The organism is Nocardia sp. NPDC056000 (assembly GCF_042269265.1).
Lineage (GTDB): Bacteria > Actinomycetota > Actinomycetes > Mycobacteriales > Mycobacteriaceae > Nocardia.
This window is the reverse complement of sequence record NZ_JBHJXS010000016.1, coordinates 257355-276752: the sequence shown is the minus strand read 5'-3', so window position 1 is coordinate 276752 and position 19398 is coordinate 257355. Positions and strand designations below refer to the sequence as shown.

17 protein-coding genes and 2 tRNA genes are annotated in these 19398 nt (G+C 67.6%); 11 read left to right on the top strand and 8 right to left on the bottom strand.

Annotation, left to right across the window (positions count from 1 at the left end; all coding sequences use genetic code 11):
• Nucleotides 1–245 precede the first annotated feature (245 nt).
• Nucleotides 246–1289, bottom strand: a complete 1044-nt coding sequence (locus ACFC4D_RS39525) for an Lrp/AsnC family transcriptional regulator (RefSeq protein ID WP_376071222.1) — start codon at nucleotides 1287–1289, stop codon at nucleotides 246–248.
• A gap of 144 nt (nucleotides 1290–1433) precedes the next feature.
• On the opposite strand from ACFC4D_RS39525, the gene ACFC4D_RS39520 reads away from it, so the two are divergent.
• Nucleotides 1434–2285, top strand: a complete 852-nt coding sequence (locus tag ACFC4D_RS39520) for an SDR family oxidoreductase (protein ID WP_376071219.1) — start codon at nucleotides 1434–1436, stop codon at nucleotides 2283–2285.
• 111 nt (nucleotides 2286–2396) lie between these two features.
• On the opposite strand, the gene ACFC4D_RS39515 is transcribed toward ACFC4D_RS39520, so the two are convergent.
• Nucleotides 2397–2936: a transglycosylase family protein gene (locus ACFC4D_RS39515; protein ID WP_375966001.1), complete on the bottom strand. Its 540-nt coding sequence runs from the start codon at nucleotides 2934–2936 to the stop codon at nucleotides 2397–2399.
• A gap of 534 nt (nucleotides 2937–3470) precedes the next feature.
• Between ACFC4D_RS39515 and ACFC4D_RS39510 the strand changes: the two genes are divergently transcribed.
• The 3 genes from ACFC4D_RS39510 to ACFC4D_RS39500 all read left to right on the top strand — a co-directional run bounded on the left by ACFC4D_RS39510 (nucleotide 3471) and on the right by ACFC4D_RS39500 (nucleotide 5355).
• Nucleotides 3471–3544, top strand: a tRNA-Met gene (locus tag ACFC4D_RS39510).
• Between the two features lie 108 nt (nucleotides 3545–3652).
• Nucleotides 3653–4420: a trans-aconitate 2-methyltransferase gene (locus ACFC4D_RS39505; RefSeq protein WP_376071216.1), complete on the top strand. Its 768-nt coding sequence runs from the start codon at nucleotides 3653–3655 to the stop codon at nucleotides 4418–4420.
• A gap of 143 nt (nucleotides 4421–4563) precedes the next feature.
• Nucleotides 4564–5355 (top strand): protein phosphatase 2C domain-containing protein, encoded by a 792-nt coding sequence (locus tag ACFC4D_RS39500; RefSeq protein ID WP_364639356.1) that lies wholly within the window; start codon nucleotides 4564–4566, stop codon nucleotides 5353–5355.
• On the opposite strand, the gene ACFC4D_RS39495 is transcribed toward ACFC4D_RS39500, so the two are convergent.
• Nucleotides 5340–6188 carry a helix-turn-helix domain-containing protein gene (locus ACFC4D_RS39495; RefSeq protein ID WP_376071212.1) on the bottom strand — a complete coding sequence of 283 codons (849 nt, stop codon included), beginning with the start codon at nucleotides 6186–6188 and terminating at the stop codon, nucleotides 5340–5342. The genes ACFC4D_RS39500 and ACFC4D_RS39495 overlap by 16 nt on opposite strands.
• A gap of 97 nt (nucleotides 6189–6285) precedes the next feature.
• On the opposite strand from ACFC4D_RS39495, the gene ACFC4D_RS39490 reads away from it, so the two are divergent.
• From ACFC4D_RS39490 to ACFC4D_RS39480, 3 genes are all read left to right on the top strand, one after another.
• Nucleotides 6286–6678 carry a carboxymuconolactone decarboxylase family protein gene (locus ACFC4D_RS39490; RefSeq protein ID WP_376071209.1) on the top strand — a complete coding sequence of 131 codons (393 nt, stop codon included), beginning with the start codon at nucleotides 6286–6288 and terminating at the stop codon, nucleotides 6676–6678.
• Between the two features lie 18 nt (nucleotides 6679–6696).
• Complete coding sequence (locus tag ACFC4D_RS39485; protein WP_376071207.1) at nucleotides 6697–7167, top strand: nuclear transport factor 2 family protein; 471 nt, start codon at nucleotides 6697–6699, stop codon at nucleotides 7165–7167.
• A gap of 63 nt (nucleotides 7168–7230) precedes the next feature.
• Nucleotides 7231–7304 (top strand) — tRNA-Met (locus tag ACFC4D_RS39480).
• Nucleotides 7305–7356: 52 nt separating this feature from the next.
• Here the strand turns inward: ACFC4D_RS39480 and ACFC4D_RS39475 are convergent.
• Together ACFC4D_RS39475 and ACFC4D_RS39470 are read right to left on the bottom strand one after the other, a co-directional pair.
• Nucleotides 7357–7788, bottom strand: a complete 432-nt coding sequence (locus ACFC4D_RS39475) for an SRPBCC family protein (protein WP_375966019.1) — start codon at nucleotides 7786–7788, stop codon at nucleotides 7357–7359.
• A 32-nt stretch (nucleotides 7789–7820) separates the two neighbouring features.
• Nucleotides 7821–8879 carry an AraC family transcriptional regulator ligand-binding domain-containing protein gene (locus ACFC4D_RS39470; RefSeq protein WP_376071204.1) on the bottom strand — a complete coding sequence of 353 codons (1059 nt, stop codon included), beginning with the start codon at nucleotides 8877–8879 and terminating at the stop codon, nucleotides 7821–7823.
• Between the two features lie 204 nt (nucleotides 8880–9083).
• On the opposite strand from ACFC4D_RS39470, the gene ACFC4D_RS39465 reads away from it, so the two are divergent.
• Nucleotides 9084–11735, top strand: coding sequence for an AAA family ATPase (locus tag ACFC4D_RS39465; RefSeq protein ID WP_376071202.1), 2652 nt, complete (start codon nucleotides 9084–9086; stop codon nucleotides 11733–11735).
• Nucleotides 11736–11743: 8 nt separating this feature from the next.
• On the opposite strand, the gene ACFC4D_RS39460 is transcribed toward ACFC4D_RS39465, so the two are convergent.
• On the bottom strand, nucleotides 11744–14230 hold the full coding sequence (locus ACFC4D_RS39460) for an ABC transporter substrate-binding protein (RefSeq protein WP_376071199.1): 2487 nt from the start codon (nucleotides 14228–14230) through the stop codon (nucleotides 11744–11746).
• Nucleotides 14231–14447: 217 nt separating this feature from the next.
• Nucleotides 14448–15095, bottom strand: a complete 648-nt coding sequence (locus ACFC4D_RS39455; RefSeq protein WP_376071196.1) for an SDR family oxidoreductase — start codon at nucleotides 15093–15095, stop codon at nucleotides 14448–14450.
• A gap of 428 nt (nucleotides 15096–15523) precedes the next feature.
• On the opposite strand from ACFC4D_RS39455, the gene ACFC4D_RS39450 reads away from it, so the two are divergent.
• The 3 genes from ACFC4D_RS39450 to ACFC4D_RS39440 all read left to right on the top strand — a co-directional run bounded on the left by ACFC4D_RS39450 (nucleotide 15524) and on the right by ACFC4D_RS39440 (nucleotide 18898).
• Complete coding sequence (locus ACFC4D_RS39450) at nucleotides 15524–16753, top strand: transcriptional regulator (protein ID WP_375966485.1); 1230 nt, start codon at nucleotides 15524–15526, stop codon at nucleotides 16751–16753.
• A 94-nt stretch (nucleotides 16754–16847) separates the two neighbouring features.
• The gene (locus tag ACFC4D_RS39445; RefSeq protein WP_376071193.1) at nucleotides 16848–18371 is read left to right on the top strand and encodes an aldehyde dehydrogenase family protein; all 1524 of its coding nucleotides are present in this window, start codon (nucleotides 16848–16850) and stop codon (nucleotides 18369–18371) included.
• Nucleotides 18371–18898, top strand: coding sequence for a DUF779 domain-containing protein (locus tag ACFC4D_RS39440; protein WP_376071191.1), 528 nt, complete (start codon nucleotides 18371–18373; stop codon nucleotides 18896–18898). The genes ACFC4D_RS39445 and ACFC4D_RS39440 overlap by 1 nt, the downstream gene beginning before the upstream one ends.
• Here ACFC4D_RS39440 and ACFC4D_RS39435 read toward each other — a convergent pair.
• Nucleotides 18805–19341 carry an anthrone oxygenase family protein gene (locus ACFC4D_RS39435; RefSeq protein WP_376071188.1) on the bottom strand — a complete coding sequence of 179 codons (537 nt, stop codon included), beginning with the start codon at nucleotides 19339–19341 and terminating at the stop codon, nucleotides 18805–18807. The genes ACFC4D_RS39440 and ACFC4D_RS39435 overlap by 94 nt on opposite strands.
• Nucleotides 19342–19398: the final 57 nt, after the last annotated feature.

Below are 19398 nucleotides of genomic sequence, written 5' to 3'. Positions count from 1 at the left end.
GAAAAGGCGCTGCCGTCGACAACGACGGCAGCGCCTTTTCCTTCGCCACCAGCACACGCCCCTGAGGCGCATCGGCGGACACCAGCCCCGTCATCCCGGCGCGCTTTTGGCCGGGATCCACTGAATCTCGTTGGAGTACCGGTGGTATGGATCCCGGCCAAGGACACGCCGGGATGACGAAGGGGCCGTGCCGGACGTGGTGAGGGGATGTTGTGCCGGATGTGGTGAAGACCTTCGAGATTCGTTCAGCGGCGTCGGGCCGATTGGTGCGTTGAGGTGGGCTGCGAGGTGGACTTCACCGTGGCGAGGACGGGTGTGGTCTCGAGGGTGTGGATGGCGTCGAACGCGCCGAGGCGCTGGGTCAGGTAGGTGTGCAGGCTGGCGGGGTCGGGGCAGAGCGCCTCGGCGATGAGGTTCGACTTGCCGGTGGTGGCGGCCAGGAAGGCCAATTCCTCATGCTGGGCAAGGGCTTTCGCGACGCGGTCTAGCTGGCTGGGAGCGACCGTGGCCCAGAGCAGCGCGCGGGTGGTGACGCCGAGCCCGCGATCGTCCACCTCCACATCGAAGTACAGCGCGCGGTCGGCTCGCAGCTCCGAAATGCGTCGTGCCACGGTGGATTGCGACCATCCGGTGGTGTCGGCCAGGCGGGCCAACCCCGCGCGGCCGTCGGAGCGGAGAGCCGCGAGGAGTGATTCTTCCTCGGCCCTGGCGGGGCGTCGCGCGGCAGTGCGCGTTCCCGGTGCCGTGGCCGAATCCCGCTGTGCCGCAGCGTGGATGTCGGTTTGCGCGTTGGAGTCGAGCCGCCGCCCCGCCAGCGCGAACTGCTGTGCTGCGTCGAGCACGGTGAGGCGACCCGGCCAGGCGGTGGGACCGCCCAGGTAGGTGTGCAGGACATAGTGTGCCGAGATCCCCGTGATCACCGAGGTGCGGGGGAGGTCGTGCAGGAGTAGCTCGGGCGTGCCGGATTCGGGGGCATCCACTATCAGGAAGATCTCGGTGCCGCCGGAGGTGAGCATGACCCAGGTCGTATCGGCGCGCTGGGCAAGGATTTCGGCGAGTTGACGGGACGCCGGGGGAGTCGTGGTGAGGCGCACCAGCCACTGTGTGGTTCCGGTGCGCGCGGGGTCCGCGAGGCCGACCACGCGCAACCCCGCCGTCTCACGCAGGCGTGCGTAGCGGCGCGAGACGGTTTGGGTCGAGACGCCGAGCACCTCGCCTATCCGATGGAAAGTGGCGCGCCCATCGAGGTGCAGGGCGTGGATCAGTCCGCGGTCGATCTCATCCAGCATGGAAGAAATCATCGCATTCGCGGCTGATATGGAATATCCCCGCGATTCGAATCTCGTTCATGGATGTTGCCCGGCGCTTGGAACAGGCTGGTTCCAGCGCGGTGATCAACCCCGCGAAGAGCCGCTGAAGAGCTGGAGTGCGTGATGATTCTTGTGACCGGAGCAACCGGAACCGTTGGCCGAGCCGTGATCGACGGATTGCTCGAACTGGGCGCGCCGGTGCGTGCGCTGGTCCGCCGTCCGGAGACCGCGGGACTGCCCGCCGAGGTCGAGGTGGTGCGCGGTGATCTCGGTGAGCCGGACAGTCTGGTCCCCGCGATGCGCGGTGTCGAGAGCGTGTTCCTGTTGTCGAGCGGACCCGAACTGCCCAAGCATGATGCGAATATCGCTGCCGCGGCGGCGGATTCGGGTGTGAGCCGGATCGTGAAACTGTCCTCGGGCCGGGCCGGGGACGATGCCGCGACCGATCCGATCCCGATGTGGCATCGTGCCGGTGAGGACGCGGTCCGGGCGAGCGGGATCCCGTGGACCATGGTGCGCCCCTTGGGTTTCATGTCCAATGCCCTGCACTGGGCTCCCGGCATCCGCGCCGCCGATACGGTGCGCGCCCCGTTCGGCCAGGGCCGCATCGCGGTGGTGGACCCGGTGGACATCGCCGCCGTCGCGGGGAGATCCCTTGTCGAACAGGGACATTCAGGCCAGGTGTACACCCTCAGTGGCCCGCAGCCGCTCTCACCGGGTGAGCAGACCGATATCCTCGCCGAGGTCTTGGGCCGCCCGCTGCACTACGTCGAGACCTCGGCGGACGAATCACGCTCGGCCATCATCGGTTTCGGCGTCTCGCCGGAGATGGCCGATGCCATCACGGCCTTGCGCGCCACCGCGCTGGAGTCCTTCACCTCGGTGGTGCATCCGACCGTCGAACAGCTGACCGGTCGCCCGCCGCGCAGCTTCCGTGACTGGGCGCTCGCGCACCGCGCGGAGTTCGCCAACTGAGCGAATTGCCCTGCTGGACAAGAAAAGCGCTGCCGTCATGGGCGACGGCAGCGCTTTCCTGTCACTTCCGGTATGGGGAAGGAGTGCGCGGGCTCAGTGGGCCAGGGGCGCTCAGCGGCCCCAGGACTCGATGAGCGAGGCGTTCTGATCCAGCACCTGCTGGTACTGATCCTGCACGCCGAACTGCTGGGCGAGGCCACCGGCGGCGGTCTTGGCCTGATCGATCAGGACCTGCTTATCGCTGACCGGGGCGGGCGCGGGGAGGGCGGGCGCGGGCTCGACGACGGGCTCCGGCTCGGGCTCGGAGGCACCGGCGCGCAGGTACTGGCCGCAGACCGGCCAGGCGCCGACGCCCTGGCTCGCGAGCACGTTCTCGGCCACGCGGATCTGCTCGGCCTTGGAGGCGTTGGCCGCACTGCCCTGGCCGCCGTGTGCCGACCAGGTGCTGGGCGAGAACTGCAGGCCGCCGTAGTAGCCGTTGCCGGTGTTGATACCCCAGTTACCGCCGCTCTCGCACTGGGCGACGCCGTCCCAGTCGTGGGCGGGGGCTGCCGAGGCGGTCGCGGAGAAGCCGAACGGGACGGCAACAAGTGCACCGGTGACGGCGAGGAGGCCGAGGGCGCGGGTGTTGATCTTCCGGTTCTGTTTCATGGTGTTTTTCCCTCCCTGCGAACGACCGACCAGGCGTTTTGCTGCCGTGTCCCTGTCCCCAGGGGCTCTGGGTACCAAACCGCGGGACAGGGTTTCCGGCGTGCGGCGGTTCGGTGCGGTGCCCATCACGGGTTTGATCCGGGCCGAGACTGACGATAACGGGGGAATCTCGACAGATCACGTCTTGATAACTTCGGAATTGCATGAAGCGAATAACCGAAAAAATAGCCTTCATGCAGGTTGGCTATGCTGCAATTCGTAGATCCGATCGGTCTGTTACATGCTCGTGATGTGATTCAACTCACTGTGAAAATGTGACTCCAGTCACGTTTCGGGCGCGTTTCGCGGGACACGCGCGCAGGAAGGGCTTCCCAGGCGGAGGTTTTTCTGCCCAAGACCTCCGTTTTGCAACCATCCGGATGGTTGGAACCCGCCCCGCGCCGCCTTCAAGATCGGACCGGCAATCGAAGAAACCGCCCCTGACCATACGATTTGGTACTGACTGCGAGCCGTGTGTAATGTTGTGTTCACCGACGCGGGGTGGAGCAGCTCGGTAGCTCGCTGGGCTCATAACCCAGAGGTCGCAGGTTCAAATCCTGTCCCCGCTACTAGCGAGAAGGCCCTCGAAGATCATTCTTCGAGGGCCTTCTCTCGTTTCGGCATATGCCGCGCGCGCTCGCGCGACCGCGTGCACCCGGCGGATTAGGGTGGCTGCCATGTGGGATCCGCGGCAGTATCTGGCCTTCGATGATCATCGGGCGCGGCCGTTCTTCGATCTGGTGCAGCGGGTGCGGGCCGAGCAGCCGCGCCGCGTGGTGGATCTGGGGTGCGGCCCCGGCAATCTGACGCTGACGCTGGGGGAGCGGTGGCCGGACGCGGCGCTGGAGGCCTCCGATTCCTCTCCGGAGATGGTGGCGGCGGCGCGGGCGCGCGGTATCGACGCGCGACTGGTGGATGTGCGGGAGTGGCGGCCCGGCCCGGATACCGATGTGGTGGTGACCAATGCGGTATTGCAGTGGGTGCCCGGTCATCCGGAGTTGATCGCGACGTGGGCGCGGGAGCTGCCCGCCGGGGCGTGGCTGGCGTTCCAGGTGCCCGGAAACTTCGACGCGCCTTCACATCTCGCGATTCGCACATTGGCCGGTACGGAACAGTGGCGGGAGCGACTGGCTCCCGCGGGGCTGCTGGAGCCGCGCGCGGTACTCGATCCGGCCGGATACGCCCAGGTGCTGACCGCGCAGGGGTGTGCCGTCGACGCTTGGGAGACAACCTATTTGCAGCGATTGACCGGTCCGGATCCGGTCCTGGAGTGGGTCACCGGCACGGCGCTCACCCCCGTCCGCGATGTGCTCGATGACACGGCCTGGGCCGAGTTCCGCGCCCAGCTCGCACCCCTGCTGCGCGAGGCGTATCCGCAGCAGCCGGACGGTGCGACCTGGCTACCGTTCCGCCGGATCTTCGTGGTCGCGCAGACCGCGCACTGATCCCCGATAACGTTCTGATCTCGGCTTTTGCCGGTTTCCACAGCAATCACACAGGCAAATCGGGAGTAGCGCACGGTTTTCGGCCGTTGAATGAGGGAGTGCTGGTCCACAGCACCCCGTGAGGCCGAGTCCCAGGAGGGGCCATGCACAGCGAGGCGTTCGAGATCGGCGCCGGAGATCCGGTGGAACCCGCAGACCAGGCGTGGCTGGGCAGGGTGGCGGGTGCGGCGGTGAGCCGGATCGGATCACGCACCATCAACGCCGACGCGGTGGCCACCTTCACCGATGAACGTTCGGGCCGAACGGCTTTCGTCGTCGCGGACGGCGTCGGCGATCATCTGGCGGCGGCGCGGGCCGCGCGGCTGGTGGCCCGGACCGCATCGCGGGTGGCGGTGGTACACGGTGCGCGCGCCGGAATCCTTGCCGCACAGCAGGAATTGCTGCGCGAGCTGCCCGAGTCGGCTGCCGACAGCGTGCTGGTGGTGGCGGTGCTTCCGGCGGGCGGACAGCCCGATGGCCCGACCGATATCGCGTGGGTCGGTGACTGCCGGGCGTACCGCTGGAATGGCCGGGCGCTCCAGCGCATCACCACCGATCACACTGTGGCCGAATACTTCCGGTCCCGCGGTCATGAGCCGATGCCGGGTATGGCCCACCTGGTGACCACATCCGCGCGCACCGTGGAACCCGATCAGATCGGTCAGGCCGCCACCGGTTCGAGTGCCGGGCGACTACTGCTGTGCAGTGACGGCGTGGGCAAGAAGCTGGATATGGTGGCGATCAAAGCTCTGCTGGCAGCTGACAATTCGGCCGGTCACACCGCCGAGGCGCTGGTCGAGACGGCGCTGGCCAATGGCGGCAGGGATAACACCACCGCGCTGGTCGTGGACGCGCAGCTGCTGCGGGGCCTGTCTCCGGTTCAGCGGCTCACATAGGTTTGTGACCCGAGCACCCGGAGCGCGGCATCGGTCGCGGTGGCGGGATCCGGGCTGAAGGTGACCAGGCGCTGGCGCAGATCCCCCGGCAATTCCAGGTTTTCGTAATTCAGGGTCAGGACGCCGACGGTGGGATGGCGGAAATTCTTGGAGCCGTGCGTGCGCACCGCGACCTCGCCCGCCGACCAGAGTTCGGTGAATTCCGCACTGCCGGTGGATAGCTCGTCGAGCAGCGCGGTCAGTTCGAGATCCTCTGGATGGTCGCCCGCCGTGAGTCGCAGCGCGGCGACCGTGGCCGCCGCCACCTCGTCCCACTCCACGTAGAAGTCCCGCGCGGCAGTCTCCAGGAATAGGGTGCGCGCCAGATTCCCATTGTCCCGCAGCACATTCGAGATCGGCTCGAACAGTCGTCCGGCGAGCGTGTTGGCCGCGAGCACATCGAATCGATCGGTGATCACCAGTGCGGGCACCTTGTCGACCAGGTCCAGCATGCTCCGCAATTGCGGCCGCACCTCGGCGGAAGTGATCCGCGGCAGCTGATTTCGCGCCGGATTGGCGAGCCTGCCCAGGTATCCGCGTTCGGTGGCGTCCAGGCGCAGTACCTCGGCGAGCGCGTCGAGAACTTCGTTCGAGGGGTGATTGGCCCGGCCCTGTTCGAGCCGTTGGTAGTACTCCACGCTGATTCCCGCCAGCTGCGCCAGTTCCTCCCGGCGCAGTCCGGCCACCCGCCGCCGCGTCCGCCCCGAGGCGCCCGCGCGCAGTCCGACCTGTTCGGGAGTGATGCGGGCCCGCCGGGAGCGCAGGAATTCCCCCAGCGGATTGTGTGCGGCCATACCGCCCAGTCTGCCCGAATTCGGTGAGCCTGGCCCTCGGAGTACCCGGAACAAGGAGGATCTGGGTCCGCCCGCGCGCACCCGGCACGCTGATCCCATGCCCGACCGCTACGAACGAGGTATGGCCCGCCTGGCCGAATTGGGCGGCCCCACCGCAGCCCGCCACCGCGTCTACGACGCCCTCGCCGATATCGCTCCCGATCTGAGTCGCTACGCCGTCGAATTCGCCTACGGCGATATCCATGCCCGCCCCGGCCTGGACGCCGGCCGTCGCGAACTGGTGATCCTCGGCGTCCTCATCGGCCTGGGTTCCACCGATCCGCAATTGGAAGCCCACCTGATCACCGCGCTCAATGTCGGTGTCGCGCCGCAGGATCTGGTCGAGACGGTCATCCAGGCACTGCCGTATGCGGGCTTCCCCCGGGTGCTCGCCGCGATGACCGTGGCGCACCGCGTCTTCGACGCCCGAAATCTTCTCCCCCTCAACTGATTACATAGGAGTACCGCCATGACTTCAGCCCAGGATCGTGCCGACGTGATCGATGCCGCCACCACCATGATGTGGCGCATAGACACTCGCGATTGGGATGCCTTCCCCGCCGTCTTCGCAGATTCCGTACGCCTCGACTACACCGCCATCTGGGGCGGAGACCCCGCCCACGTCACCCCCGCACAAATCCACGCCGATTGGTCTCGCCTGCTCGGCGCTTTCGACGCCACCCAGCACCTGCTCGCCAACCATCTGGTCCAAATCGACGGCGACACCGCCGTCCTGACCGCCGTCTTCCAGGCAATTCACCTGCTGGCCAACCCCTTCGGCTCCCCCCGCTGGACCCTGGGCGGCACCTACCGCATCGGCCTGCTCCGCACCGCGGACCGCTGGCTCATCAACGACATCGCCATGACCCCCACCTGGGCCGACGGCAACAAGGAAATCCTCACCCTGGCCTCCGGCGGCGTCCGCCCCGAAGCCGCCTGACCTCGCCCCCTTCGCCCGTTTTGGAGAATGTGTACACCCCGGGGTAACGTCTTCTTCACCCGACGCGGGGTGGAGCAGCTCGGTAGCTCGCTGGGCTCATAACCCAGAGGTCGCAGGTTCAAATCCTGTCCCCGCTACTACGAAGAATGGCCCGGAACCCCAGGTTCCGGGCCATTCTTCTGTTTCGGGTCAGCCGTAGAGCTTGACGAAATTGTCCAGGGAGCGTTCGACGTCGCCGCGGAGGGCGCGGGCGACGGCCGAGCCGATGGGGCCGAACAGGGGTGCGCCGCCGAGGCTGAAATCGGCGGTGACCTTCGAACCGGACGGGCTCGGCGCGACGCGGAGTTCGATGCCGAATTTGGTGCCGCCGATGCCGGAACCGTTGAGTACCAGGCGGTTCGGGGGTTCGGCCGTTTTCACCACCCAGGTGACGCGGTTGCGGAAGCCTTTGACGGTGGCCACGCCGATGAGGCGGGTGCCGGGGGTGAGGTCGGCGGGTATCGGACCGCGCCAGCCCTCGTGCAGGGTCAGCCATTTGTCGAGTTCGGGCAGGTCGGAGGCGTGTGCCCAAGCCTGATCGGGCGGGATGGGGACGTCTACGGAGACATTCAGCTTTGCCACGAACCAGATGGTATCTGTTACATGGCGTAGCTCTAACGCCGGATCCCGGATGACCCGGGGGATCCGATCGAATCGGTGTCGCGCAGGTCGCGCCGGAAGTCGGTGACGCCCTGGCCGGACCAGCGGCGGATGGCGCGGCGCAGGGTGCGGGCGTCGGTGTAGCCGAGCCGGGCCGCGACCGACTGCACCGGCAGATCGGTGTGCCGCATGAGCTGGATCGCATTGTCGCGCCGGACCGATTCGACTTCCTGCCGCCAGCTGGTGCCCAGTTCGTACAGTCGGCGCTGTAGTGTGCGCGGGCTGATCTTGAGGCGTCGTGCGGCTCCCTCGAGGCTGGTGTCGCCGTCGTGGAGCGCGCCGATGACGGTGTCGTGCAATGTGGTTCGCCAGTCCGGAGCCGGTCGCGATGTCGTCAGCAGCAACTCGGCGTACTTGCGGACCATCGCGCCCAGGTACGGGTCGGTGCCGGTGGGCAGGTCGCCCGCGTCCAGGAAGGTGATCTCCGCGCAGGGTGCGCCGAAATCGATTCGGGTGGTACCGAATTCGTCGACCAGGTGCCGGTGGCGGTGAGTTGCGTTGTGGCTGAACGCCACTCGCACCGGCACCAGCCGCTGCCCGGTGGCCTCGCGCACGCGGCGCAGCATGATCGAGAGCATGAATTCCTGGATGGGTGGCAGCACCCCGTCGGGTTCGATGGCGGTGGTTTCCCGGATGGTGAGCAGCCGCCCGTCCTCCTCCACCACCCAGTCGACCCCGGGATCGGTGACAACTCCGCGCAATCCGATCGCGATGCGCACGCTTTCCGCCAGGGTCGGGGCGCAGGTGAACAGGTAATCCCAGACGTGCAGGCCGCCGTGCCCGGCCGCGGCGGTGGCGAGCAGGCCGGAGCCGGGACCCGCGGTCGCGTCGATGAGTTCCCAGGCCCGCCAGGCCCATTCGGTCGGCACCCGCAGCTGATCGTCGGCCAGGACGGCCGGGTTCACGCTCGGGCTGATCGCGTCGAGTTCGGTGGCCGGAACCCCGGCGGTGAGCGCGGTGGTGCGGATCAGTCCGGCCAGCCGGGTCGAGGTGGTGCCGGTGATCACGGGCATCGCGGGCCGGATTCTCGGTGACACCGCGCGGAAAGCATGTCGTACCTTTCGGTTCGGTGGATACGGGTCTGGTCGATCCTGGGTGAAGAACTGGTCCGGGCACATCCGCAATCGCCGCTGGGAGCTACCTACGCGACCGGTCCTTCGCACGTAGTCCGAGGTCGGACGGGCCGTCGCGGCTCCGAACCTCTAGGCTTCCGCTTCGTGTCGGTAGGTCCTGATCCATTCGGCGTCGGTATGCCGATGGGCACCGACGGATTCATCGGGCGTGACAGCGAACTGGACCGCGTGACAACCCTGCTCGCGGGCTCCGCGCGGCTGGTGACACTGGTCGGGCCCGGCGGCATCGGTAAGACCCGGCTGGCCATGGCGATCGCCGCGCAGCTGCGCGCAGACCCTCGGCTGCCGGTGTATTGGGTGCATCTGGCCCGACTGCCCCGGGATGCGAGCGCGGCCGTGGTGATGGACGAGATCGCCGGTGCGGTGCTGGAAGGCGACTTCTCCGGACGCACCGGGCGACAGGCGCTGATCGACGCCCTCGAACGCCCGGCCGGCCCAGCCGACATGGACGAGGCGGCCCGGCGAACAGTTGTGGTGCTGGACAATTGCGAACATCTGCTCGCGGCAGCGGGACTGGTGATCGCGGATCTGCTCGGAACCATTCCCGGTTTGTCGGTGCTGGCCACCAGCCGGACCGCGATCGGCTGGGCCGAGGAGCACATCGCCGTTGTTCCCCCGCTGGCCTGGAATCAGGCGATGACGCTGTTCCGGCAGCGTGCGGAGCTGTCGGGGCGGCCGGTGGGGGAGGGCGATACCGCCGTGGTGCGGCAGATCTGCTGGCATCTGCACTATTTCCCGCTGTACATCCGGCTGGCGGCGGCGCGACTGCGCTACCAGTCTCCGGCGATGGTGCTGCGCGATCTGGGCGGCGCCGAGGCAGACCGCAGGCTGCGCTGGTCGCCGGGGTTCCGGGTGGGCGTCGATGAGCGGCATCGCGATATCGGCGCGGTCATCGGCTGGTCGTATGAGCTGTGCGAGCCGAAGGAACGCCTGCTGTTCGCGCGGCTGGCGGTGTTCGCGACCGGCTATGACGCCGATCGGGACGGGGGCGATCGGGACGGCGGTTCGGCCTCGGAGACCGGGGCCGATATCGAAGCGATCGAATCGGTCTGTGCCGGAGCCGATTCGGGTGGCTTGGAGCGGTATGAGATCGCAGATCTGCTGGAACAGCTGGTCGATCGTTCGCTGGTGTCGATTCACCTCGGCGGCGAGACCGCGCGATTCTCGCTGCTGGAGAGCTTCCAGGTATTCGCGCGGGAGCGCCTGATCGAGTCCGGGGAATGGCTCGAGCTGACCGCCCGGCATCGCGACTATTACCGAGATCAGGTGCTGGCGGTGAGCACCGGCTGGGTCAGCCCGCGCGAACAGGAGCTGCTGGTCCGGACCCGGGCGGCGTGGGACAACATCCTGTGCGCCGTCGAGGGCAGTCTGGCCGATCCGGACCGGGCGGTCATCGGCCTGGAAATGGCGGTCGGACTCGCCACCTCGCGAATCCCATTCCTGCGCGGCTCTTTACGCGAATCGCGAAGTCTGATCGAGCGCGCATTGTCGGCGGCGTGCGCATCGGGACACTGCCCGCCCGAACTGGAGGTGTCGACCCGCGCGCTGATCGGCTGGCTCAGCCTGTGTCAGGGTCTGCCCGGTGAGGCCGAGCAGATTCTGACCGAATGCGTGGCCGCGAGCCTGCCGGACGGCATCCGGCCCGATGTCCTCGACGACAGTGGAACGGCCGAAATCGGTTCGGATCGAATGCATTCGACTGCCGATCGTGACAGCGCCATGGTGACCGGCTCCGACCGGCTGGACCCGGCCGTCGATCACGGACTGCCCGCCGCGGTCGAGTATCTATGGGGCGGAACGCTGTGGTTGGTGCATGCCGATCCCGTTGCGGCGGTGGTGCTTTCGCGAGCGGTCGATAAGTTCGAGGCGGCGGGCGATCCCGGTGGCGCCGCCATGAGCGGATTGTTCGAGGCGCTGTCGGCGGCGTTCCACGGCACCGCCGAGCAGGCGCTCGCGGTCACCGGCGCGCAGTCGGAGCGGATGGTGGCGGCCGGGGCGCAATGGGCGATCACGTGGGCTCGATTCGCGCGCGCCATCGCGGTGTGCGCGCACGGTGATCCGAAAGCGGCTCTCGCACTGTGTGATGCGGGGCTGGCCTGGCAGATTCCGATGCGCGATCACTGGGGCGGGGTGTGGGGGCTGCATATCCGGGCGTGGATTCTTTCCCGGTTGATCACCGCGCTGCCGTCTGCCCTCGATGCTCGGGCGGTGCCGTGGGCGCTCGATATCGCGCGGCTGCTGGGCGGCACCGCGGAACTGCGCCGCCGATTGGGTTTCGAGGTCGCCAATCTGCGTCCGTTCGCGGAAATCACCGCCGAAGCGGTCGAGGTGGCGACGAAGGTACTGGGGGACAGGGCTTTCCGGACGGTGGCGAGCGAGGGTGCGGCGATCCCCGATGCCGGGCGACTGCTTGCTGCCTGCTCCGACACTGATCACCTCGCTCAACCCGGCATGCCCGCGCTTGAGTCGGCACACAGGTTCACGAACTCGCTGGAGTCCACACCTGCGACCGCGTCCGAGCCGAACCCTTCTCCGGAACACGCGCGGGCGTGGAGTGCGCTGACCAGTGCGGAGCAACAGGTGGCAACGCTGGTCGCGGCGGGATTCACCAACGCCGCGATCGCCGCGCGGCGCGGCACCTCCGTGCGCACGGTGGATTCCCAGGTCGCATCGATCCTGTCCAAGCTGATGATCAACTCCCGCAGGGATATTCGACCACCGTTCCAGCGCCGGTGAACTTCGGCTCAGTCCAGTCGGTAGAGCCAGACGCTTGGGTCGGTGAGTTCGCCGGTGGCGGACCAGGAGTAGGTGTGCGCTATGCCGTCGCCGTGATAGTTGTGCAGATACGTGCGCAGGTCCGCCCGGGTGACGCGGCCGGAGGCGATGCCTCGCAATACGATTGCGGTGAGGTCGTACGCCTCGACGGCGTGCGGGGCCGGAGCCGCGCCGGTGGCGGTTCGGTAGTCGGTCTGGAAGCGATCGGTGGGAGGACCGCACGGGCAGGCCACGATCGCGCCCTTGGCGGCGGCACCGGCGTCGCCGCGGAACAGCGGATCGTATCCACCGTCGCCGAGGACGAAAGTCGCTGATACACCGGCATTTCGGAGCTCGGTCAGCAGCTTCGCCGCGGCCTTCGCATAGCCGGAGTAGTAGATCGCGTCCGGGTGGGCGTCCGCGAGGGCGGTCACGGCCGCCGCCGGATCGGCGTCGGGGTCGATGCTGACCTCGCAGGACTTCGCCGTGCCGAGGCCCTCGATCACATTGTCGGCCAGTTCGTTTCCGAAGCCGCCGCCGGTGTCCCGCACCACGCAGACGTGTGCGAAGCCCGCCGTCTCGGCCAGATAACGGCCGACGGCCGGGCCCTGGGCGTGGTCATTGGCCAGCCCGCGGAAGAAGCCGGACCAGCGCCATTGCGCCAGTAGGGGATTGGTCGCCACCGGGGTGAGGAACGGCAGTCCCGCCTCGTCCAGGGTGCTGCCCGCCGCGATGACCTCCCCCGACAGCGCGGGACCGATCACCGCGACAATGGATTCGTCATCGGCGATGCGTGCCGCCGCCTGCATGGCGGTCTCCTGATCACCGGCGGTATCGAATTCGCGCAGGGTGACCGGGCAGGCATTGTTCCCGCCCCGCAGGAACTGGTTGACCGCCAGTCGGACGCCGCCGATCACATTGCGCCCCAATGACGCATCCTTACCGGATAGCGGCAGCGCCGCCGCGATCGATACCGGTTTACAGAACAGCCTGCCGTCATTGGCCGGATCCAGCACCGATTTCGTTTCCTCGACCGGGTTGCCGTTCACATCGATCCGGGTGAGCGGGGTGAAGCCGGGATAGAGCGCGGCATGCGTTGCCGCGTTCGGTGGCGAGATCTTCGGCCGGGCGGCGGAATCATGTGCCGCCCAGAAGATTCCGCAGGCCGCCGCGATCACCACGACCAGTGCTCCGGCTCCCGCCGCGATCCGCCGGGTGCGCGGTCGCGCGCCGCGATCGGCCGGTACGCCGCCATCGCGCCGTGCGCCGGTGGCGGACCCGGCGTCGGTGCGGCCCGGTGCGCCGCTGCCCGCCCTCGATCCGTTGTCGGACGGTGCGCCGCTGTCAGCGCTCGATCCGGTATCGGGCGGCGCTCCGGAATCGGACCTCGAACCGTTGCGGGCGGTCCTGCCGTTGTCGAGGTCCGCGCCGTCATCGGTGCGCGTTCCGGGGTCGGTCGGAAGTTCCGAATCATTGCGGGGCCGTGCCGCTTCCAGCGCGGTGACATCGCCGACCACGGGCAGGACGAGCGTGGCCGGGCCGCCCGGTGCGCTCGTGACCAGGGTCGGCGCGGATGCCAGGTTCGCGGGTTCGGCGACCTCGAAGGGCCGTGTCGCCGGTGCGAACCCCGGTGTCGCCGCCGGATCGGCGGTCAGGGCGCGTGCGGCCGCGGCGGCGAACTCGCGACAGGATTCGAATCGATCGCCCGGCCGTTTGGCCAGACCGCGTTCGAACACCTCGTTCAATGCCTCGGGCAGCCCCGGCCGCCGATCGGTGAGCCGTGGCACCGGATGCTGCAGATGCCCCGCGACGACCCCGGCCGCGGTCTCGGACTGGAACGGCGTCGACCCGGTGAGCAGGCGAAACAGCGTGCACGCCAGCGAATATTGATCGGAGCGGTGATCGAGCGCCTCACCCGAGAGCTGCTCCGGGGAGGCATAGGTGAGGGTCGCGGCGAGGGTGCCGGTTCTGGTCAATTCCGTCGAATCGTCGCGCAGGCGTCCGATCCCGAAGTCCGTCAGCAGAATGCGCCGCTTCTGGCCCGGTGTCTCCCGGGTCAGCAGGATATTGGCGGGTTTCACATCGCGGTGCAGTACGCCCATCGAATGCGCGTGGTCCAGGGCCTTGGCGGTCTCGGCCGCGATCCGCACCGCGTCCCGGGGCGGCAGGTGGAAGGGATCGACAGCGGACGCATCGCCCCCGTCGACGTATTGCATGGCGATCCAGAGTCGCCCGTCCTCGACGCCTCGATCGTGCACGGTGACGATATTCGGATGGTCCAGCCGGGCGACGAGTTCGGCCTCACGCTCGAATCTGGCCCGGGTCAGCCCATCCGAGGCCAGTTCCCGCGCCAGCAGTTTGATCGCCACCAGCCGGGGCAGTCGCGGGTGCCGGGCGAGATACACCTCGCCCATCCCGCCCCCGCCGAGTCGGCGCTCGATCACAAATCCCGCGAATTCCTCGCCCGCACGCACCATTCGGCCCCTCGATACCGCAAAACCCTTCGAACCCTACCGCTTCGGCGCGTCCCGCTCATCCAGCCGTTCGGCTTGCGGGCAGCGGGCGGCGGTCCGGATCGCGGCGGATCGATTGGGGCACAACCGATCACCCGTCGGACGAGCTACCCGTCCGGTCCTGATCGCCACGATCGGCGACGGACCGGACGCGGTCACGCTGCTCTGAGAGCGTCGCCGATTACAGCGCCTTCACGGAGTCCTCGACGGTGCTGTCGCCGCTGATCAATTCGAGGACCCGGCCCGCTCCCGCGCCGGTGACCAGCAATTCGGACAGCACGGCCGCCACATCGGCGCGGGGAATGCTTCCGGCGGGGACGGTGTCGGCGAGCCGGACCGCCCCGGTGGGAGCGTCATCGAGCAGCCGTCCCGGCCGCAGAATCGTCCAGTCCAGGTCGCGGGCGCGAAGATCGTTCTCCGCCTGGGTTTTAGCGTCGATGTAGGCGATCCACGATTCGTCGCCCCCGGTGGCGGGTTTGCCCGCGCCCATGGTGGAGATCTGGAGGAATCGCCGGATTCCGGCCTGTTCGGCGGCTTCGGCGAGCCGCACCGACCCGTCCCGGTCGACCGTGTACTTGCGTTCGGTCCCGCTGCCGGGTCCGGCACCGGCCGCGAACACGACCGCGTCTACGCCCTGCAGCGCGGCCGCGAGTTCCGCCGCGCCCCGTTGTTCGAGATCGAGCACGACGGGCTCGCCGCCCGCCGCCTCGACCTCCGCCGCGTGGTCCGGATTCCGGATCACGCCCACCACCTGCTGCCCGCGTTCGCTGAGCAGTCCGGTGAGCTGGAGTGCTATCTGCCCGTGTCCGCCGATGATTGCGATTCGCATGATTACGAGCCTACGGCGGACCGGTATCAGCCGATGAAGGCCAGGACCCTGGTGACGGTCTCCGTGACCGCCTGGGGCATGAGGGTCATCACGGAGACGACCGCTATTCCGAGGAGCGCCAGCATATGTATTCGGCCCTTTCTTGGGTTATTCGAAACCGTGCGCGAAATGACTCAGGTCGAAATCATGGAATGCCGAATCGAATAGGCGAATAGGTCGCTCCGATGGCACGCGCGATGCTAACACCGGCGAAATTCGGTGTGCCCGCTCGACACGCGGCGATCGGCGAAGGCCGCCCGCCACTTTCGCGTTCGGCGTTACAGTGGAAGACGGGGGAACGTGAAGGACAGCGATTGAGCACTGTTGCGCAGGGCAGCCCGTGGGTTGCCGTCCGGCCGGATGACGACGTCACGCAGCTGGCGTTGCGAATGTCGTTCGCGCACAACTCCTTTATCGACGGCCGCCAGCTTCCGACGGTGCGCCCGGGCGGGGATTCGGTGCGGTCGGTGGTGCTGGATTCGTGGCGGCGCAGCCGCAGCAACGGGGTGGATCCGGATGGTTTCGGCGGTGCGGTGGATTTGACCGCACCCGAGTTGAAGCGCTATCGGGCAACCCATCCCACGGCGTCGATTCGCCCGGTGGTCCGCAAACTGCTCGTCGAGGACGCGGCCGATGCCGGATTGCTGGTGGCGATCAGTGACGCACAGGGCCGACTGCTCTGGGTGGAGGGTGATCGCCGGGTCAAGGATCGCGCCACCGGAATGAATTTCGTCGAGGGCGCGGACTGGAGTGAGGATCGGGTCGGCACCAATGCGCCGGGAACCGCGCTCGCGCTGGATCATCACGTCCAGATTTTCGGGGCCGAGCATTTCAGCCGGGCCGTGCACGAATTCAGTTGCACCGCAGCGCCCGTGCACGATCCGAGCAGCGGCCGGGTCATCGGCGCGATCGATATCACCGGCGGGCCGCGAGTCGCCGGGCCGGAGATGCTGTCGTTGATCCGGGCGACGGTGGTGGCGGCGGAATCGGAGTTGCGACTGCGGTTGCTCGGCGCGCCGTCGCCGCCGGATTCCGCATTGGCGCGATTACAGGTGCTCGGTGCGGGACGTCCGGTGCTCACCGTCGATGGTGAGCGAATTCGCCTGTCGCAGCGGCACGCCGAGATTCTGGTGTTGCTCGCCGATCATCCGGAGGGGTTGAGCGCCGACCATCTGGCGATGCTGCTCGACGAGTCCGAATTGGATCCGGTGACGGTGCGCGCGGAATTGTCCCGGGTGCGAAAGATCGTGGGCGCGAACGGTTTGGCGTCGCGACCGTATCGGCTGCTGCTGGATCTGGACACCGATATCGGTGCGGTGCGCCGGGCGCTGGCGCACGGTGACGCGGCGGCGGCGCTGCGCGCGTATCCGGGTCCGATGCTGCCGCGCTCGCTCGCGCCCGGAATCATGGAGGCGCGCGCCGAATTGCACTGCCGGGTGCGGGCCGCGCTGCTGGCGGCGGGTGATCGGCGCTTGCTGGCGCGCTGGACCAGTTCGGTGGACGGGCGCGAGGATATCGCGGCCTGGTCCGCGTATCTGGCGTCGCTGGACCGGGATTCGCCGATGTATGCCCAGGCCGAGGCGCAATTGGCGCTCATAGACCGCAAATTGGGCATCTGACCAGTTTTATGCAACGGTAGCGCAACAGGCGCGCTCGTAGTGTCCTGGATCACATCTGACATCGCAGGAACCGTCAGCAGATTCAGGAGTATCGATGACCGTCTTCGCGCGCCCCGGCACCACCGGGGCAGCCATGTCCTTCCAGTCCCGCTACGAAAACTGGATCGGTGGTGAATGGGTCGCACCCGTCAAGGGGCAGTACTTCGAGAACCCGACGCCGGTGACCGGGCAGACCTTCTGCGAGATCGCGCGCGGCACCGCCGAGGATATCGAGCTCGCGCTGGACGCCGCGCACGCCGCCGCACCCGCCTGGGGTAAGACCACGGTCGCCGAGCGCTCGCTCATCCTCAATAGGATCGCCGATCGGATCGCGGAGAACCTCGAGGCCATCGCGCTCGCCGAGAGCTGGGATAACGGCAAGCCGATCCGCGAGACCATGGCCGCGGATATCCCGCTCGCCATCGATCATCTGCGGTACTTCGCGGGAGCCGTTCGCGCGCAGGAGGGTTCGATCTCCGAGATCGACAGCCAGACCGTCGCCTACCACTTCCACGAACCGCTCGGCGTTGTCGGGCAGATCATTCCGTGGAACTTCCCGATCCTGATGGCCATCTGGAAGCTCGCGCCCGCGCTCGCCGCCGGAAACGCCGTGGTGCTCAAGCCCGCCGAGCAGACCCCGGCCTCGATCCTGTTCCTGATGAGCATCATCGGCGATCTGCTGCCCCCGGGCGTGGTGAATATCGTCAACGGCTTCGGCGTCGAGGCGGGTAAACCGCTCGCGTCCAGTCCGCGCATCAAGAAGATCGCGTTCACCGGTGAGACCACCACCGGGCGGCTGATCATGCAGTACGCCTCGCAGAACCTGATTCCGGTGACGCTGGAACTCGGCGGTAAGAGCCCGAATATCTTCTTCTCCGATGTGCTCGCCGCCAATGACGATTTCCAGGACAGCGCGCTCGAGGGTTTCGCCATGTTCGCGCTCAATCAGGGCGAGGTCTGCACCTGTCCGTCGCGCGCGCTGATCCAATCCGATATCTACGACGAGTTCCTGAGCGCGGCCGTGGTGCGCACCAAGGCTGTGCGGCAGGGAGATCCGCTCGATACCGAGACCATGATCGGCGCGCAGGCCAGCAATGATCAGCTGGAGAAAATCCTGTCCTATATCGAGATCGGCAAGGGTGAGGGCGCGACCCTGCTCACCGGTGGTGAGCGCGTGGATCTGGGTGGCGATCTGTCCGGCGGCTACTACGTGCAGCCGACCGTGTTCACCGGTAGCAATTCCATGCGGATCTTCCAGGAGGAGATCTTCGGACCCGTTGTGTCGGTGACCTCGTTCACCGATTACGACGATGCCATCAAGATCGCCAATGACACGCTGTACGGACTCGGCGCGGGCGTCTGGTCGCGCGATGGCGGGGTGGCCTACAAGGCCGGGCGCGATATCCAGGCCGGGCGGGTGTGGACCAACACCTATCACCAGTACCCGGCACATGCCGCGTTCGGCGGTTACAAGCAGTCCGGTATCGGCCGCGAGAACCACCGCATGATGCTCGACCACTACCAGCAGACCAAGAACCTGCTGGTCAGCTATGCGTCGAAGGCGCAAGGCTTCTTCTGATGCCCGAGCCCCGGCGCGTGCGCGCCACCGCGGCGGCGATGGATCTGCTCCGTCGCCTCCGCGATTCGCACGGTCCGCTCATGCTGCACCAGTCCGGTGGGTGCTGCGACGGCTCGTCGCCGATGTGTTATCCCGCAGGGGAATTCATCGTCGGCGATGCCGATGTGCTGCTCGGGCTGCTGGATCTGCGGCTGCGGGCCGATGAGCTGCCCGACACCGAGCCTGCACCGGAAGATATTGCGCCGGTGTGGATTTCGGGACCGCAGTTCGCCGCCTGGCGGCATACCCAGCTGGTACTCGATATGGTGCCCGGACGCGGTTCGGGATTCAGCCTCGAAAGCCCCGAGGGATTCCGATTCCTCAGTCGCGGAAGGGTTTACGATCCGGAGGAATTGAGCGCACTGGCCGCGTCCGCGATCATCACCGGCGCGGACTACGAGCTCGGTGCCCGACCGGCGGCCGCCATCGAGCCCCAGGTGGTCGCCGAGGCGGTCGACGCCTGTCCGGTTCCGGACCGCCAGGGCTGAGTGACCGCGGCGATCGCCAGGACGAAAGCGACCAGGGCGCAACCGGTTCGGGTGAAGTGGAACATCTCCCAGCGGTGCAGTTGGGCGGCGTAGTCGGCGGGTGGGCCGCTGATCGCCCACACCTTGATGTGCTGGTTGATCGGGACGTTGCCGAAACGAGTGATGAGGAAGGACGCCACCGCCAGGGCCGAGGCGGTGGCGGCCAGCAGTCGGGTCGCGCCTCGGCCGCGGATCGCGAGTGTCAGGGTGCTCAGAATCGTCAGGGCCATGAGCGATTGCATGACCGGGCCGTTGACCCGCATGAGCGCGGTATGGAAGGTGAATCGGACATCGAGCGGGACCTCGCGGAAGGCGTAGAGGACATTGACCGCGCCGTAGCCGAAGGCTCCGGCCAGTAGGCCCGGAAACAGCAGGGCCGCCGCGCGAACGAGTTTCGACAGCATGGGACTCCCGTCCTGAATTATCGCAACAGTGAGTTGCGATAGGGTCGAGCATGCCCG